Annotated in this window: 13 protein-coding genes; 5 read left to right on the top strand and 8 right to left on the bottom strand. The window is 68.3% G+C overall.

Translation table 11 applies throughout. The features are described from left to right. The 4 genes from ACODT0_RS41725 to ACODT0_RS41740 all read right to left on the bottom strand — a co-directional run. On the bottom strand, window positions 1-295 hold a 295-nt coding region (locus tag ACODT0_RS41725; RefSeq protein ID WP_412180405.1), incomplete at its 3' end, for a biotin/lipoyl-containing protein. 138 nt (window positions 296-433) lie between these two features. Next, window positions 434-3,310 (bottom strand): 2-oxoglutarate dehydrogenase E1 component, encoded by a 2,877-nt coding sequence (locus ACODT0_RS41730; RefSeq protein WP_057597272.1) that lies wholly within the window; start codon window positions 3,308-3,310, stop codon window positions 434-436. Between the two features lie 180 nt (window positions 3,311-3,490). Continuing rightward, a complete protein-coding gene (locus ACODT0_RS41735; protein ID WP_489043978.1) occupies window positions 3,491-5,470 on the bottom strand; it encodes a propionate--CoA ligase in 1,980 nt (659 codons plus the stop codon). 44 nt (window positions 5,471-5,514) lie between these two features. After that, on the bottom strand, window positions 5,515-6,288 hold the full coding sequence (locus ACODT0_RS41740) for a GntR family transcriptional regulator (RefSeq protein WP_479672226.1): 774 nt from the start codon (window positions 6,286-6,288) through the stop codon (window positions 5,515-5,517). A gap of 131 nt (window positions 6,289-6,419) precedes the next feature. Here ACODT0_RS41740 and ACODT0_RS41745 point away from each other — a divergent pair, with 131 nt between their 5' ends. Together ACODT0_RS41745 and ACODT0_RS41750 are read left to right on the top strand one after the other, a co-directional pair. Then, window positions 6,420-7,397: a Bug family tripartite tricarboxylate transporter substrate binding protein gene (locus ACODT0_RS41745; protein ID WP_261210926.1), complete on the top strand. Its 978-nt coding sequence runs from the start codon at window positions 6,420-6,422 to the stop codon at window positions 7,395-7,397. Window positions 7,398-7,440: 43 nt separating this feature from the next. Further along, window positions 7,441-8,826, top strand: coding sequence for an FAD-dependent oxidoreductase (locus ACODT0_RS41750; RefSeq protein ID WP_216087358.1), 1,386 nt, complete (start codon window positions 7,441-7,443; stop codon window positions 8,824-8,826). 12 nt (window positions 8,827-8,838) lie between these two features. Here the strand turns inward: ACODT0_RS41750 and ACODT0_RS41755 are convergent, their stop codons facing one another. Then, window positions 8,839-9,441: an isochorismatase family protein gene (locus ACODT0_RS41755; RefSeq protein WP_093342637.1), complete on the bottom strand. Its 603-nt coding sequence runs from the start codon at window positions 9,439-9,441 to the stop codon at window positions 8,839-8,841. Window positions 9,442-9,519: 78 nt separating this feature from the next. Next, the gene (locus ACODT0_RS41760; protein ID WP_261210927.1) at window positions 9,520-10,143 is read right to left on the bottom strand and encodes a TetR/AcrR family transcriptional regulator; all 624 of its coding nucleotides are present in this window, start codon (window positions 10,141-10,143) and stop codon (window positions 9,520-9,522) included. Between the two features lie 131 nt (window positions 10,144-10,274). Between ACODT0_RS41760 and ACODT0_RS41765 the strand changes: the two genes are divergently transcribed. Then, on the top strand, window positions 10,275-11,912 hold the full coding sequence (locus ACODT0_RS41765) for a 4-hydroxyphenylacetate 3-hydroxylase family protein (RefSeq protein WP_479672224.1): 1,638 nt from the start codon (window positions 10,275-10,277) through the stop codon (window positions 11,910-11,912). 10 nt (window positions 11,913-11,922) lie between these two features. After that, on the top strand, window positions 11,923-12,714 hold the full coding sequence (locus ACODT0_RS41770) for an alpha/beta fold hydrolase (protein WP_489043979.1): 792 nt from the start codon (window positions 11,923-11,925) through the stop codon (window positions 12,712-12,714). Between the two features lie 3 nt (window positions 12,715-12,717). On the opposite strand, the gene ACODT0_RS41775 is transcribed toward ACODT0_RS41770, so the two are convergent. Further along, window positions 12,718-13,797 carry a PQQ-dependent sugar dehydrogenase gene (locus ACODT0_RS41775; protein ID WP_489043980.1) on the bottom strand — a complete coding sequence of 360 codons (1,080 nt, stop codon included), beginning with the start codon at window positions 13,795-13,797 and terminating at the stop codon, window positions 12,718-12,720. A gap of 282 nt (window positions 13,798-14,079) precedes the next feature. On the opposite strand from ACODT0_RS41775, the gene ACODT0_RS41780 reads away from it, so the two are divergent. Continuing rightward, window positions 14,080-14,661, top strand: a complete 582-nt coding sequence (locus ACODT0_RS41780; RefSeq protein WP_057597282.1) for a C40 family peptidase — start codon at window positions 14,080-14,082, stop codon at window positions 14,659-14,661. A 106-nt stretch (window positions 14,662-14,767) separates the two neighbouring features. On the opposite strand, the gene lpdA is transcribed toward ACODT0_RS41780, so the two are convergent. Continuing rightward, window positions 14,768-16,321, bottom strand: a 1,554-nt coding sequence (gene lpdA / locus ACODT0_RS41785) for a dihydrolipoyl dehydrogenase (protein ID WP_489043981.1), incomplete at its 5' end; no start/stop codon positions are given.

The following is a 16,321-nucleotide window of genomic DNA, read 5'->3' on the forward strand; positions in this document are numbered from 1 at the left end:
GTGCCGGGGCGGCGGCGGCGGGCGCGGCGGCCGGGGCCGCGGCGCTGGCCTTGCCTTCGGTGTCGATCTTCGCGATCAGCTGGTCGGCCACGACGGTGGCGCCGTCGCCTTGCACGATCTCGGCCAGCACGCCGGCGGCGGGCGCCGGCACTTCGAGCACGACCTTGTCGGTTTCGATCTCGATCAGGATTTCATCGACGGCGACGGCTTCGCCGGCCTTCTTCTTCCAGGTGAGCATGGTGGCTTCGGCCACCGATTCGGACAGCTGAGGGACTTTGACTTCGACGATAGACATTTGGAGTTTGCTCCGCTTTGATTTGTGTGTGCCCCTGGGGCCGGGTTTCGCCCGGCCCGCCCCTCGTGGGGGATCGGGCGCCGCGGCCAAGCCGCGTGCGCCCGAGCGGGTCGTTCGTGTTGAAAAAAGATCGTTCTATTACTTGGTCAGCACGAAGCCCTTGAGCTTGGCGAAGGCGGCATCGACCAGTGCCTTCTGCTGTTCCTGGTGCAGGTGCGAGTAGCCGACGGCCGGCGAGGCCGAGGCCGCGCGGCCGGCGTAGCCGAGCTTCTGGCCTTCCTGCATGTTCTCGTGGATGTAGTGCTGCACGAAGAACCAGGCGCCCTGGTTCTGCGGTTCGTCCTGGCACCACACCACGTCGACGAGGTTCGGGTACTTCTTGATCTCGGCCGCGAAGGCCTTGTGCGGGAACGGATAGAGCTGCTCGACGCGGATGATCGCCACGTCCTCGTCGCCCTTCTCCTCGCGCTTCTTGGCCAGGTCGTAGTAGACCTTGCCCGAGCAGGCGATCAGACGCTTGACCTTCTCGGCCTTGAGTGGCTTGCTTTCCGGAATGATGGTCTGGAAGCTGCCCTTGGTGAACTCGGCCAGCGGCGAGGTCGCGTCCTTGTTGCGCAGCAGCGACTTGGGCGTGAGGATGATCAGCGGCTTGCGCAGGTTGCGCACCATCTGGCGACGCAGCACGTGGAAGATCTGGCTGGCCGTGGTCGGCTGCACCACCTGCATGTTGGTGTCGGCGCTCAGTTGCATGAAGCGCTCGAGGCGCGCCGAGCTGTGCTCGGGGCCCTGGCCTTCGTAGCCGTGCGGCAGCATCATCGTGAGGCCGTTGACGCGGCCCCACTTGACTTCGCCCGAGGCGATGAACTGGTCGATCACGACCTGCGCGCCGTTCACGAAGTCGCCGAACTGGGCTTCCCAGATCACCAGCGTGTTCGGGTCGTTCGAGGCGTAGCCGTATTCGAACGCGAGCACCGCCTCTTCCGACAGGATCGAGTCGATCACGACGAACGGGGCCTGGTTGTCGGCCACGTTCGACAGCGGCGTGTAGGTGCCTTCGTCGAACTTCTCGCGGTTCTGGTCGTGCAGGACGGCGTGGCGGTGCGTGAACGTGCCGCGGCCCGAGTCCTCGCCCGACAGGCGCACCGGGTAGCCGCTGGCCACCAGCGAGGCGAAGGCCATGTGCTCGCCCATGCCCCAGTCGACGTTGACGTCGCCGCGGCCCATGGCGGCGCGGTCGTCGAGCACCTTCTTGACCAGCGGATGCACCGTGAAGCCTTGCGGCACGGTGGTGATCTTCTCGGCCAGGCGCTTCCACTCGGAGGTGGGGATCGCGGTGTCGCCGGCGTCGGTCCACTTCTTGTTGAGGTACGGGCTCCAGTCGACGGCGTACTTGCTCTTGAAGTTGGTCAGCACCGGGTCGACCGTGTTCTTGCCTTCGTCGAAGGCGGCGCGCTGCGCCTTGACCATGTCGTCGCCGAGCGTGTCGCCCAGGCCCTGAGCGGCCAGCTTGTCGGCGTACAGCTTGCGCGTGCCGGGATGCTGGGCGATCTTCTTGTACATCAGCGGCTGGGTCAGCGAGGGGGTGTCCTGCTCGTTGTGGCCCAGCTTGCGGAAGCAGATGATGTCCACGACCACGTCCTTCTGGAATTCCATGCGGAAGTCCAGCGCGATCTGGGTGGCGAGCACCACGGCTTCGGGATCGTCGCCGTTCACGTGCAGCACCGGCGCCTCGATCATCTTCACGATGTCCGAGCAGTACAGCGTCGAGCGGCTGTCGCGCGGGTCGCTGGTGGTGAAGCCGATCTGGTTGTTGATGACGATGTGCACCGTGCCGCCCGTGAAGTAGCCACGGGTCTCGGCCAGCGCCAGCGTTTCCATCACGACGCCCTGGCCCGCGAAGGCCGCGTCGCCGTGCACCAGCACGGGCAGCACCTGCTTGCCCTGCGGATCGGCGCGGCGGTCCATGCGCGCGCGCACCGAGCCTTCGACCACGGGATTCACGATCTCGAGGTGCGAGGGGTTGAACGCGAGGCTCAGGTGGACCGGGCCGCCGGGAGTGGTCACGTCCGAGCTGAAGCCCTGGTGGTACTTGACGTCGCCGCTGGGCAGGTCTTCGGGCGCGGTGTGGTCGAACTCGGCGAACAGGTCGGCCGGCATCTTGCCGAGCGAGTTGACCAGCACGTTGAGGCGGCCGCGGTGGGCCATGCCGATCACGATTTCCTGCACGCCCTTGGCGCCGGCCTGGTTGATCAGCTCGTCCATCGAGACGATGAAGCTCTCGCCGCCTTCGAGCGAGAAGCGCTTCTGGCCGACGTACTTGGTGTGCAGGAAGCGCTCGAGGCCTTCGGCCGCGGTCAGGCGGTTGAGCACGTGCTTCTTCTGCTCGGCGCTGAGCTTGGGATTGGTGCGGGCGCTCTCGAGCCGCTGCTGCCACCAGCGCTTGTGGTTCTGGTCGGTGGTGTACATGTACTCGGCACCCATGGTGCCGCAGTACGTTTCGCGCAGTGCGTTGAGCAGGTCGCGCAAGGACATGGTGTCCTTGCCGAAGAAGGTGTTGCTGGTGTTGAACACCGTCTCGAGGTCGGCGTCGGTGAAGCCGTAGAACGAGGGCTCGAGCTCGGGAATGGCGGGACGCTCGGCGCGCTTGAGCGGATCGAGGTCGGCCCAGCGGGCGCCGACGTTGCGGTAGGCGGCGATCAGCTGCTGGACGGCGGTGCGCTTGCGGCCGAGTTCGGAGTCGGCGCCGCTGGCCTGCACGACCTTGGTCGTGCCCTGCTTCGCCAATTCGGCAAAAGCGTTGATGACCGGCTGGTGCGGAACGTCGCGGGTGTTGGTGCCGTCGGCGGCGGGGACGTGCTGCAGCGCGTCGAAGTAGGTGCGCCAGTTGTCGGGCACGCTGCCGGGGTTGGCGAGGTAGTTTTCGTACATCTCCTCGACATAGGGCGCGTTGCCGCCGAAGAGGTAGGTGTTGCCTTGGTAGGCGGCATACACCGATGGAGTCGATGAATCGCTCATATTGCGCTGACCTTCGCTTCCCTGTGGGAAGCACGAGCTGGTTTAAGAAACCTTCCGCGACACGGCTGAACCGATTGGCGGATGCGACTGTGGCTGGGGAAGGGCCTGAGTACCGGGCGATTGTGCCACGCCAACCATATGACGGTTGAAAGCGGATGCACAACCCCCCAGGCGGGGAACTCAGGCTGGCTTAAGTAACAGTTTGATCTGCTGCAGCGTGGCGGGGTCGTCGATGGTCGTCAGGTCGCCCGGATCGCGGCCCTCGCAGACCGCCTGGATGGCGCGGCGCAGCAATTTGCCGCTGCGGGTCTTGGGCAGCCCGCCCACGAAACGCACCCGCGCCGGCCGGGCCAGCGCGCCGAGCTGGTCGGCCACGGTCTTCATGATCTCGCCCTCGAGCTTCAGCGCCAGCGCCTCGTCGCTCGCGGCCCGCCCGTCCTTGGGCACCACGAAGGCCATCGCGACCTGGCCCTTGAGCGCGTCGGCCACGCCCACCACCGCGACCTCGGCCACGCCCGCGTGGCCCGAGATGCTTTCCTCGATCTCGCGCGTGCCGAGCCGGTGGCCGGCCACGTTGATCACGTCGTCGGTGCGCCCGAGGATGTAGAAATAGCCGTCCTCGTCGCGGATGCCCCAGTCGAAGGTCGAATAGACCATCTTGCCGGGCACGCTCTTCCAGTAGGTGTTGACGAAGCGCGCGTCGTCCCTCCACACGGTCTGCATGAAGCCCGGCGGCGTCGGCCCCTCGACCACGACCACGCCCTTCTCGTTCGGCGCGGTCAGTTCCTCGCCGGTCGACTCGTGCAGGATCTTCACCTTGTAGCCGTACATCGGCACGCCGGGGCTGCCGAACTTGCTGGGTTTCTTCTCCACGCCGTTGGCGATGGTGATGATCGGCCAGCCCGATTCGGTCTGCCAGTAGTTGTCGATGATCGGCACGCCCAGGCCCTCGGCGATCCAGCGGCCGGTGGGCTCGTCGAGCGGCTCGCCGGCCAGGAACAGCGCGCGCAAGGTCGAGAGGTCGTACTTCTTGAGCAGTGCGGGATCCTGTTTCTTGAGCACGCGCACCGCGGTCGGCGCACTGAACATCACCGTCACCTTGTACTTCTCGACGAGACGCCACCAGATGCCGCCGTCGGGCTGGCCGTCGAGACCCTGCGTGGGCAGGCCCTCGTACATCACCGTCGCCATGCCGGCGATCAGCGGGCCGTAGACGATGTAGCTGTGGCCTACGACCCAGCCGATGTCGCTGGTGGAGAAGTAGGTCTCGCCGGGCCGGCCGTCGAAGATGTGCTTCATGCTCGCGGCCAGCGCCACCGCGTAGCCGCCCACGTCGCGCTGCACGCCCTTGGGCTTGCCGGTGGTGCCGCTGGTGTAGATGGTGTAGCTGATCTCGGTCGACTCGAGCCAGGCGCAGGGCACTTGCGCGTCGAGGTGCTTTTGCCGCAGCTCGCTCGCCAGGTGGTCGCGCCCCGCGACCAGCGCCATGGGGGCCAGGCCGCGGTCGGTCAGCAGCACCGCATCGGGCTTGTGGCTCGACAGGCGGATCGCCTCGTCGAGCAGCGGCTTGTACGCGATCACCTTGCCGCCGCGCGAACCGGCGTCGGCGCTCACCACCACCTTGGGTTCGGCGTCCTCGATGCGCGTGGCCAGCGAGCCGCTCGCGAAACCGCCGAACACCACGCAGTGGATGGCGCCGATGCGCGCGCAGGCCAGCATCGCGAACGCGGCCTCGGGAATCATCGGCATGTAGATCAGCACGCGGTCGCCGCGGCCCACGCCCAGGTCGATCAGGCTGGCGGCGGTGCGCTGCACCTCGGCATGCAGCTCGCGGAAGCTGTAGCTCTTCTCGGTGCCGGTCTCGGTCGAGACGAAGATCAGCGCCGGCTGGTCGCCGCGCTCGGCCAGGTGGCGGTCGACGGCGTTGTGGCACAGGTTGGTGCTGCCGCCGACGAACCAGCGCGCGAACGGCGGCTGGCTCGCGTCGAGGATCCGTTGCGGCGGGCTCTGCCAGTCGATGAGCCGGGCCTGCTCGGCCCAGAAAGCCTCGGGCGCGTCGATCGACCGGCGGTGGAATTCTTCGTAGTTCGGCATGCTGTCTCCTGTCTCTCGTGCTTGTATTTCTGCGGACGCGCGCCTCGGCCCGTCCTCGAAGATCATCGGCAGGCGCGCTTGCGCGGAACTGACGCAGGCCTGCCGCGCGCTCAGGAAACGTCGAGCCGGCGCTCGTTCGGCGGAATGAACGACTCGAAGAAGTACAGCGGCTGGCGCCCCGCCATGGCCGCGCTCTCGAGCAGCATGCCGCGCGTGCCGGGCGGCACCTCGAGCACGCCGCTCGCCTCGTCGCCGAAGACCACGAACGACACGCGCTGGCGCATTTCCGTCACCGGCATGTGGCCCTCGGTGCCGAGCAACTGCTTGAGGTTGGCGCCGTCGAGGCTGGGCAGCGGCGCCGAGGCGATGCCGGGAAACGCCGCCGCGCTGAAGTAGAGCCGATTGAACACGTTGAACTCGTGGTTGACGCTGATGCGCCGCGAGATGCGCACCATGTCCTCGCCGCCGAGCCGCAGCCAGTCGGACCAGGGACCGCGCTCGGGCACCCGTGCGCGGGACAGCACCTTGGGGTAGAGCGGCAGGAAGCTGGCCGCGCCGCCCTCGTCGCCGAGGAAGCGCAGGTGCAGCGGCGCATCGATGGCACCGCGCCCCTCGGCCACATAGGTGCCGCTGCCATGGGTACGCACCACGATGCCGTCGTCGGCCAGCTCGCGCAGCGCGCGCTGCACCGTGCCGAGGCTGTAGCGGGTGCGCCGCGCCAGTTCGCGTTCGGCCGGCAGCTGGCTGCCAGGACGCCAGTAGCCGCTGCGGATGGCGGTCACCAGGGTTTCGCGCAACTGCGCGTACTTGGCCAGGCCCGAGGCGCCCGGGTGCGTGTAGGCACCCAGGGGATCGTCGGAAGCTGGGCTGTCGAGTTCGTTCATGAGGTGATGGGACGCGATGCTACCCGCCTCCGAAGTTGACAAGTGCTATATAGCACCATAGCATTGAAGCTCTGAATGAACAGGGGCGCAAGCAAGACCGCCCCATGGATCCAAAGCCCAGGAGACAAACCATGCGCAAGAGAAGCCTGCTCGCGGCCACCGTGGCCGCCGCCCTCGCCGGCCTGGCCGGCAGCCCGGCGTTCGCCGACACCCCGTGGCCGACCAAGCCGGTCCGCATCCTGTTCGGCTTCCCGGCCGCCAGCGCCACCGACGTGGTGGCGCGCGCCGTGGGACAGAAGCTGTCGGAGAAATGGGGCCAGCCGGTGGTCATCGACAACAAGCCCGGCGCGGGCGGCAACCTCGGCAGCGAACTCGCCGCGCGCGCGCCGGCCGACGGCTACACGATCTTCTTCGGTACCGTCGCCAACGCGATCAGCACCACCCTCTACACCAAGCTCAACTACGACTACCTCAAGGACTTCCAGCCACTGACGCTGGTCACCATCACGCCGCTGGTGCTGGTGGCCAACCCCTCGGTGCCGGCCAACAACGTCAAGGAGCTGGTCGAGTACGCGCGCGCCAATCCCGGCAAGCTCAACTTCGGCTCGGGCGGCGTGGGCACCTCGAACCACCTGGCCGGCGAGATGTTCAAGGCGGAAACCCGCACCGACCTGCTGCACGTGGCCTACAAGGGCACGCCCGCGGCCTACAACGACATGTTCAGCGGGCAGATCGGGCTGATGTTCGACAACATCGTCGCCGTCATGCCGCATGTGAAGTCGAACCGGCTCAAGCCGCTGGCGGTGACCAGCCTGAAGCGGGTCGACGCACTGCCCGAGGTGCCGACCGCCGCCGAATCCGGCCTGCCGGGCTTCGAGGCCGTGTCCTGGATCGGCGCCCTGGTGCCGGCGGGCACGCCCAAGCCGGTGGCCGACAAGATCTACAACGACATGGTCGCGGTGCTGCGCCTGCCCGAGCTGCAGAAGCAGCTGGCGGCCACCGGCGCGATCGTGGTCGGCAACACGCCCGAGCAGTTCGCGGCCTGGAACCGCAGCGAGATCGCGAAGTGGTCCAAGGCCATCAAGGAATCGGGCGCCAAGCTCGATTGACCGCCCTCCCCTCCATTCCCACCCACCCCAGGAAAGCAACGCAGTGACACAGAGCACCATCCAAGAACCCGCCCGCCAGACTCCCGTGCTGATGGAGGCCGACATCGTCATCGTCGGCGGCGGCACCACGGGCCCGGTCGCGGCCATCGCCGCCGCGCGGCGCGGCCGCAAGGTCGTGCTGATCGAGCGTTTCGGCTCGCTCGGCGGCATCCTCACGCTGGGCCTGAACACCAAGCCCTCGGGCTCGCTGATCGGCGGCATCCCGCTCGAGATCTGGAACCTCGCGCGCTCGGCCGGCGGCGCCGGCGAGGACTACATGGCCACCACCAAGACCGGCGGCGTGCGCATCGCCTCGCCGACCGATCCCGAGGTCATGAAGATGCTGCTCACGCGCCTGTGCGTGGAGGCCGGCGTGCAGATCCTGTTCGAGACCTTCGTCTCCGCGCCGCGGGTGGAGGACGGCACGGTCAAGGGCGTGTTCATCGAGAGCAAGGCCGGGCGCCAGTTCATCGCTGCCCAGGTGCTGATCGATTGCTCGGCCGATGCCGACATGGCGGCCAAGGCCGGCGCCCCGTTCGTGATGGGTTCGGGCGAAGCCGAGGCCCGCATGCAGCCGGTGTCGATGTACTTCATCATGAAGAACGTCGACCTCGAGCGCCTGGCCGACTGGGCCCGCGACTGCGAGGACGTGCCCGCGCGCGCCATCCCGCGCGACCGTGAAGGGCTGGCCTACGGCCTGTGGCTGACCGGCTTCAACGGCATGCTGCGGCGCTTCCAGGACGAAACCGGCGTGAAGCTGCAGCGCGACAACATCACGCTGAAGACGGCCGACGGCCAGATGTACGTGAATGCCACGCGCGTGCTCGGCGTCGACGTGTTCTCGCCGGCGCAGTTCACGGGCGCGATCCTCGAGTGCTATCGCCAGATCGAGGGCGTGTGCCGTTTCCTGCGCGAGCGCGTGCCGGGCTTCGAGCAGGCGCGGCTCGGGCAGGTCTCGCCGATCCTGGGCGTGCGCGAAACTCGCCACATCGAGGGCGAATACACGCTGACCGGCCCGGACTCGCGCGGCGAGACCCGTTTCGAGGACAGCATCGCCGCCGACACTTCGGCGCTCGACATCCACGACCCCAAGGGCGGCGACGTCGATTTCCAGAGCATGCCGCCCTACGAGATCCCCTACCGCTGCCTGCTGCCGAAGCGGATCGAGCAACTGCTGGTCGCGGGCCGCTGCATCTCGGCCAATCACGAGGCCCATGCGCGCTCGCGCAACATGCCGGCCTGCATGGCGACCGGCCAGGCCGCGGGCGTGGCCGCCGCGATCGCGGTGGAGACAGGAATGACGGTGCGCCAGGCACCGGTGGCGCAGATCCAGCAGGCCCTGCGCGAACTCGGTATGCCGCTGCTCGCGAGCGAGGTGCGGCAGGACTGACGCCCGGCGCGCTCAGCGCACCAGCGCGAGCAGCTCCGGAAAGGCCGGGTGCTCGGCCGTGCGCAGCCATTCGAAGCCGACCATCTCCGTCGTCACCAGCTCGGCGCCCGCGCCGGCCAGGCGGTCGAAGGCGGCGTCGCGGTTGCGCTCGGTGCGCGAACCGCAGGCATCGGTGACGACCCAGACCTCGAACTCGTCCTCCAGCAGGTCGAGCGCGGTCTGCAGCAGGCAGACATGGGCTTCGCAGCCTGCGATGACGATGGTGTTGCGCTCCTCGGCGGCCGCGGCCGGCTTCTGCAGGTGCTTGGGCAGGCTGCGCGCATTGCCCTGCGGCGCCTTCGCCGGCACGCGCAGCCATTCGCCCAGCCCCTCCTCGACGCCGCTGAAGTGCATCTTCGGCAGCGTGCGGCGGCACAGCGCGCGGATGTCGGGCAGGTTCTCGCCGAGCTTGGACGGGTTGTGCTCGGTGCCGAAGACGGGCACATCGAACAGCCGGGCCATCTTGCCGAGGCGGACCGCGTTCTGCGCGACCGCCTCCGACTCGAAGATCGCCGGCATCAGTCGCGCCTGATAGTCGACCAGCACGAGTTGGGATTGGGATGCGTCGAGCAGCATGGGCGAGGTTCTTTCTTCTGAGGGTTGCGGGGACGCCGTGCGTCCTGGACCCTGGAAACTAACACCGAAAACGCCGGCTCAGGCCACCGCCGGCCGCACACGGGCCACGAGCTGCCCGATGTAGGCCTCGAACAGCGCATCGGCCGACTGCCCGAACATGCGGATGCGCCCGGTGTGCCGCATCAGCAGCAGGCCCACGCCGTGCGCGAACAGGGCGGTGTTCTCGCGCAGCGCCTCGGCGGCATCGAGGCCCATGGCGCGCAGCGCTTCCTCGCAGGGGTCGAGCGCCTCCTTCAGCCGGTCGTTGAGCGCGTGGTCGAGCTCGCTGGTCAGGCCGCGCGGCCGCATGCCGTGCACCAGGTAGAAGCCGAGGTCGAGCTCGCGCGGATGGGCCGCGTAGAAGCCGAACCAGGCCCGCGCCTTGGACGCCAATGTCAGCGCGGGCCGCTCCGCGAAGGCCTCGGCCTCCCCCACCGCGGTGCGCAGGCGCAGCAGCGATTCGTCGAGCAGCGCGGCGTAGATCGCCTCCTTGCTCTCGAAGTACGAATAGATGGCACCGGGCGTGTAGCCGGCGCGGCGCGCGATCTCGCGAATGCTCGCGCCCTCGATGCCGGCCTCGGAGAACACGGCCCGCGCCGCGTCGAGCACCAGCGCGCGGCGCGCATCGCTCAGGGTCTGTCGTCGTTGGAGCTTGGCCTGCATGGGCTGGACTGTAGCCCTTCTTTTAAGCGTTGCTCATTTTTCTTAACGGTTGATCAATTTTTTGAACAGTGTTTAAATTTAGCGGAGCCGGCCCGATCCGGCCCGCACGACAACCACCGGAGACACCCACGATGAACGCCCCGCTCCCCTCGGCCGCGCTGATGTCCGGCGCCGACTACCGCGAATCGCTGCGCCGCTACAAGCCCGTCGTCTACGTCGATGGCCGGCGCGTCGAGAGCGTGGCCGACGAGCCCGCGTTCCGCCCCGGCATCAACGCCATCGCGCTGACCTACGACCATGCGCTGAAGGCGCAGTACGAACCGCTGATGACCGCGGTGCAGCACACCAGCGGCAAGCGCGTGAACCGGCTCTCGCACCTCAACACCAGCGCCGGCGACCTGCTCAACAAGCTCGAGGCGGTGCGGCTGGTGTGTCAGGAAACCGGCTGCGCGCAGCGCTACCTCACGCACGACGCGCTCAACGCGATCGCCCAGGTGTCGGCGCGCATCGACGACGCGCGCGGCGGCGGCGAGCACACGGCACGCTTCCTCGAGTACCTGCACCGCGTCCAGGACCAGGACCTGACCCTGGGCGTGGCCATGACCGACGCCAAGGGCGACCGCAGCCGCCGGCCGCACGAGCAGGCCAACGTCGACAGCTACGTGCACGTGGTGGAACGCAACGCGCGCGGCATCGTGATCTCGGGCACCAAGGCCATCGTGACCGGCGCGCCCTACGTGCACGAGCTGCTTGTAATGCCCTGCCGCAACATGGGCCGCGAGGACGCCGACTTCGCCGTCTGCTGCGCGGTGCCGCTCGACGCGCCGGGCCTGACGATCGTGGCGCGACCTGCCGGCCGGCCCGGCGAGAAGCTCGAGCACGGCGACGCCCTGTTCAGCCGCAAGTACGGCCAGAGCACCGGCGTGTGCATCTTCGACCGAGTGCTGGTGCCGTGGGAGCGCGTGTTCTACGACGGCTCCGACGGCAGTTGGGAACACTCGGGCCACCTCACCTACAGCTACGCCACCCACCACCGCCACAGCTGCATCGGCGCGCGCGCGGGCTTCGGCGACCTGCTGATCGGCGCCGGCGCGCTGATGTGCGAGGCCAACGGCTTCGACCCGGGCAAGGAGAGCCACCTGCGCGAGCAGATGGTCGAGCTCATCAGCATCACCGAGGGCTTCTTCGCCTGCGGCGTGGCGGCCAGCGTCTACGGCAAGGCCGACGAGCACTGCCCGGTCTTCATGCCCGACCCGGTGTTCAGCAACATCGGCAAGCTGCTGCTCGCGACCAAGGTCTACGACATGCACCGCATCGCCCACACCGTGAGCGGCGGCCTGATCGTCACCCTGCCCGGCCCCGACGAGGACCACAACCCCGAGACCGCGGCGCGGCTGTCGGACGTGCTGCGCGCCAATCCGGCCGTGCCCTACGAACAGCGCATCGAGGCGGCCCGCTTCATCGAGGACCTGACGGCCGGCTACCAGGGCGGCTGGTACAGCGTGATCAGCCTGCACGGCGGCGGTTCGCCCGCCGCGATGAAGCAGGAGATCTGGCGCCACTACCCGGTGGGCTCGAAGGTAGAGCTGGTCGAGCGGCTGCTCGAGCGCGGCATCGCCGCCGACGGCTCGCCCGCGGCCGCGCCGCACGATCCGCAGCGCGCGATCACGCGCAACCGCCAGCCCGGCAAGTGCTGCGACACGGGCTGTACCACGCCCGGGCAGCCGGTGATGGTCGAACTGCCCAAGCCTCACCGCGCCCAGGCCTAGACTCGGCGGGATGAAAGTCCTGACGAAGCGGCTCTGCCTCGCGGCTCTCGGCATCGGTGCCGTGCTGCTGGTGGCCGGCTGCGGCGGCGTGCGCAAGAGCACGGTGCCGCTGGCGACCGTGCTCGAAACCCAGCGCTGCACGCGCCAGGCCGACACCCTGCTCGTGATGCTGCCGGGCGCCTATTCGACGCCCGACGAGTTCGAGCGCGAGGGTTTCGTCGAGGCGGTGCGCGAGAACCGGCTCGCGGTCGACACGATGCTGGTCGACGCGCACCTGGGCTACTACAACGACAGGACCGTGCTCGAACGGCTGAGCGCCGATGTGATCGAGCCCGCGCGGCGCCAGGGCTACCGCCAGATCTGGATCGTCGGCATCTCGCTCGGCGGCTTCGGCGGCCTGCTCTACGCGCAGACGCATCCGGGCGAACTGGCCGGCGTGGTGGCGATCGCGCCCTACCTGGGCGAACGCACGCTGAGCACCGACATCGCCAACGCGGGCGGACTCGCGAAGTGGAACGGGCCGCTCGACAGCGGCGCCGCCACCCCGCGCACGCCGAACGAAACCCAGCTCTGGCAATGGCTGCGCGGCTACGCGGGCTACACGCAGACGGCGGGCGCGCGGCCGCCGCTCTACCTGGGCTACGGCCTCGACGACCGCTTCGCCTTCAGTCACCGGCTGCTGGCCGGTGCGCTGCCGGCCGAACGCGTCTTCACCACCGAGGGCGGCCACGACTGGCCCGAATGGCGGCGCCTGTGGCAGCGGATGCTGCCGACGCTGTCGCTGCCCGGCTGCCCCGGCTGACGCTCAGTTCGGCCGCAGCCGCAGCAGCTTGCCGTTCGACTCGTCGGTCAGCACGTAGAGCAGCCCGTCGGGCCCCTGCTTCACGTCGCGGATGCGCGCGCGCCCGTCCTCGAGCAGCTTGTGCTCGGCCACCACTTTGCCGTCCTTGAGCTCGATGCGGTCGAGGTAGCCGAACTTCAGCGAGCCGACGAAGAGGTTGCCCTTCCATGCGGCGCCATAGCGGTCGCTGGTCAGGAAGGCCATGCCCGAGGTCGCGATCGAGGGCACCCAATAGTGCAGCGGCTGCTCCATGCCTTCCTTGGCCGTGATGCCGTCGCCGATCTTGCCGCCGCCGTAGTTCTCGCCGTAGGTGATCACGGGCCAGCCGTAGTTGCGGCCGGCCTGCGCGATGTTGATCTCGTCGCCGCCCTGCGGGCCGTGCTCGGTCATCCACAGGCGGCCGTCGGGCCCGAGCGTGGCGCCCTGCCCGTTGCGGTGGCCGTAGCTCCAGATCTCGGGCAGCGGGCCCGGCCGGCCGGCGTAGGGGTTGTCGTCGGGCACGCTGCCGTCCTTGCGGATGCGCACGATCTTGCCGAGGTGGTTGTCGAGCCGCTGCGCATCTTCCTTGCGGCTGAAGCGGTCGCCCAGCGTGAGGTAGAGCGTGCCGTCGCCGCGGTCGACGATGCGGCAGCCGAAGTGCGCGCGGCTCGCGACCTTGGGCTTCTGGCTGAAGATGATCTGCAGGTTCTCGAGCCGGGTGTCGTCGGATGACAGCCGCGCCCGCGCGAGCGCGGTGCTGTTGGCGCTGCCGCCGGCATCGGGCTCCGAGAAGCAGAAGTACAGCGTGCGGTTGCTGCGGAAGTCCGCGTCGACGAGCACGTCGAGCAGGCCGCCCTGCCCGCCCGCCGCGATGGCCGGCAGGCCGGCCAGCGGCGCGCCCAGCTTGCCGTCCTTGGCCACGATGCGGATGCGCCCGGGCTTCTCTGTGACCACGAAACGGTCGCCCGGCAGGAAGCCCACGCCCCAGGGACTTTCGAGCCCCGAAGCCACGGTCTCAGATCGACCCTGTGCCATGGCGGCCACGCCAAAGATCAAACCCGACATGACGAAAACACGGCCGAGGACGCGGCGAGAGGGTCTGGAGAGCGATTTCATGTGTTTTCCCCGCAAAACGAATGATCTTGGCGGTTTTTCAAACCCACATGAAGACAGTTGTCGACTTCGAAGGGTCTTGGAGGCCGAACTGTTTATCCGGCATCACGGGTCGACCGTTACATTTTAGTTGTCCGATGATTCAAAAATTTCAAATAAATCAACGGGTTGGCGGCACAATCTCTAATTCAGATCAAATTGACAGTGCCAGCCGTCATCAATATCCTACGCGCCATGCGTTTTTTCGTCCTACCCGCGTCCCTCCTGATTGCCGTCGCTGCCCATGCAGCTCCCCAACCATCGGACCGGACCGACGAAGTCGGCCAACTCCTGGCCGAAAAAGGCCTGGTGGGGCAACTGAGGCAAGTCCGCCAGACCGTCACCGAGCGCACCTCCGATCTCGTGATGACCGCCATCGGCTTCCTCGGTGTTCCGTACCGCCGCGGCGGTAATTCGGAAGACACCGGCTTCGATTGCAGCGGCTTCGTGCGCGCCATGTACAACCAGACGGTCGGCCACATGCTGCCGCGCCGCGCGGAAGAACAGGCCGCCGCCACCGAGAAGATCGACCGCAGCGAACTCAAGCCCGGAGACCTCGTGTTCTTCAACACCATGCGCCGCGCCTTCAGCCATGTGGGCATCTACGTCGGCGAAGGCAAGTTCATCCACTCGCCGCGCTCGGGCGCCCAGGTGCGCGTGGAAGACATGAACGGCAGCTACTGGAGCCGCCGCTTCGACGGCGCCCGCCGCGTGCTCGGCGGCGGATCGAACGACGAGATCCGCGCCGCCGCGGCGTCGGCCCGCACCGGCGACTGAATTCCCCTCCTTCGGCCCACTTCGCACTGGGGCCGGGACGAAAAAAATCCCGCAGCCGCGGGATTTTTTTGTTTTGGGCGAAGGCCGCGAGGCGGCCCCCGATCCCTCAGCGCTTTTGCGGCGGCAGGTCGGTGCAGGTGCCGTGCGCCACTTCCGCCGCCATGCCGATGCTCTCGCCCAGCGTGGGATGCGGATGGATGGTCTTGCCGATGTCGATCTCGTCGGCGCCCATCTCGATGGCCAGCGCGATCTCGCCGATCATGTCGCCGGCATGGGTGCCGACGATGCCGCCGCCGAGGATGCGGTGCGTCTCGGCGTCGAACAGCAGCTTGGTGAAGCCCTCGTCGCGGCCGTTGGCGATCGCGCGTCCCGAGGCGGTCCACGGGAAGTGGCCCTTCTTGACCTTGATGCCTTCGGCCTTGGCCTGGTCCTCGGTCAGGCCCACCCACGCCACCTCGGGGTCGGTGTAGGCCACGCTCGGGATCACGCGGGCATTGAAGGCCGCGCTCGCCAGTTCCTTGTCGCCCTTGAGCTCGCCCGCGATCACCTCGGCCGCCACGTGCGCCTCGTGCACCGCCTTGTGGGCCAGCATCGGCTGGCCGACGATGTCGCCGATCGCGAAGATGTGCGGCACGTTGGTGCGCATCTGGATGTCGACGGGGATGAAGCCGCGTTCGCCGACGGCCACGCCGGCCTTCTCGGCGCCGATCTTCTTGCCGTTGGGGCTGCGGCCCACGGCCTGCAGCACCAGGTCGTAGACCTGCGGTTCCTTGGGCGCGTTCTCGCCCTCGAAGGTGACCTTGATGCCCTCCTTCGTGGCCTCGGCGCCGACCGTCCTGGTCTTGAGCATGAGGTTGTCGAAGCGCGGCGCGTTCATCTTCTGCCAGACCTTCACCAGGTCGCGGTCGGCGCCCTGCATCAGGCCGTCGAGCATCTCGACCACGTCGAGGCGCGCGCCGAGCGTGGAATACACCGTGCCCATCTCGAGGCCGATGATGCCGCCGCCCAGGATCAGCATGCGCTTGGGATCGGTGCCGAGCTCGAGCGCGCCGGTGGAATCGACCACGCGCGGGTCCTTCGGCATGAAGGGCAGGCTCACGGCCTGCGAGCCGGCGGCGATGATGGCGCTGCGGAACTTCACGGTCTGCTTGCTGCCGGTGGTGTCCCAGCCCGTGCCCGAGGTCTCCTCGACCTCGATGTGATGCGGGTCGACGAAGTTGCCCACGCCGCGCAGCACCGTGACCTTGCGCATCTTGGCCATGGCGGTGAGGCCGCTCGTGAGCTTGCCCACCACCTTGTTCTTGTGGCCCAGCAGCTTGGCGCGGTCGACCGTGGGCGCGGCGAAGCTCACGCCGAGGTCGGCGAAGTGCTTGACCTCGTCCATCACCGAGGCCACGTGCAGCAGCGCCTTCGAGGGGATGCAGCCGACGTTGAGGCAGACGCCGCCGAGGGTGGCGTAGCGCTCGATCAGCACGACCTTCAGGCCAAGGTCGGCGGCGCGGAAGGCGGCCGAGTAGCCGCCGGGGCCGGCGCCGAGCACGATGACGTCGCACTCGACGTCGACCTTGCCGCCGTAGTTCGAGGCCGCGGGTGCCGCGACCGGGGCCGGTGCGGGCGCCGCAGCCTTGGGCGCGGGCGCCGCGGCGGCGGGCGCCGGGGC

It is taken from the genome of Variovorax sp. FG153, assembly GCF_057809595.1.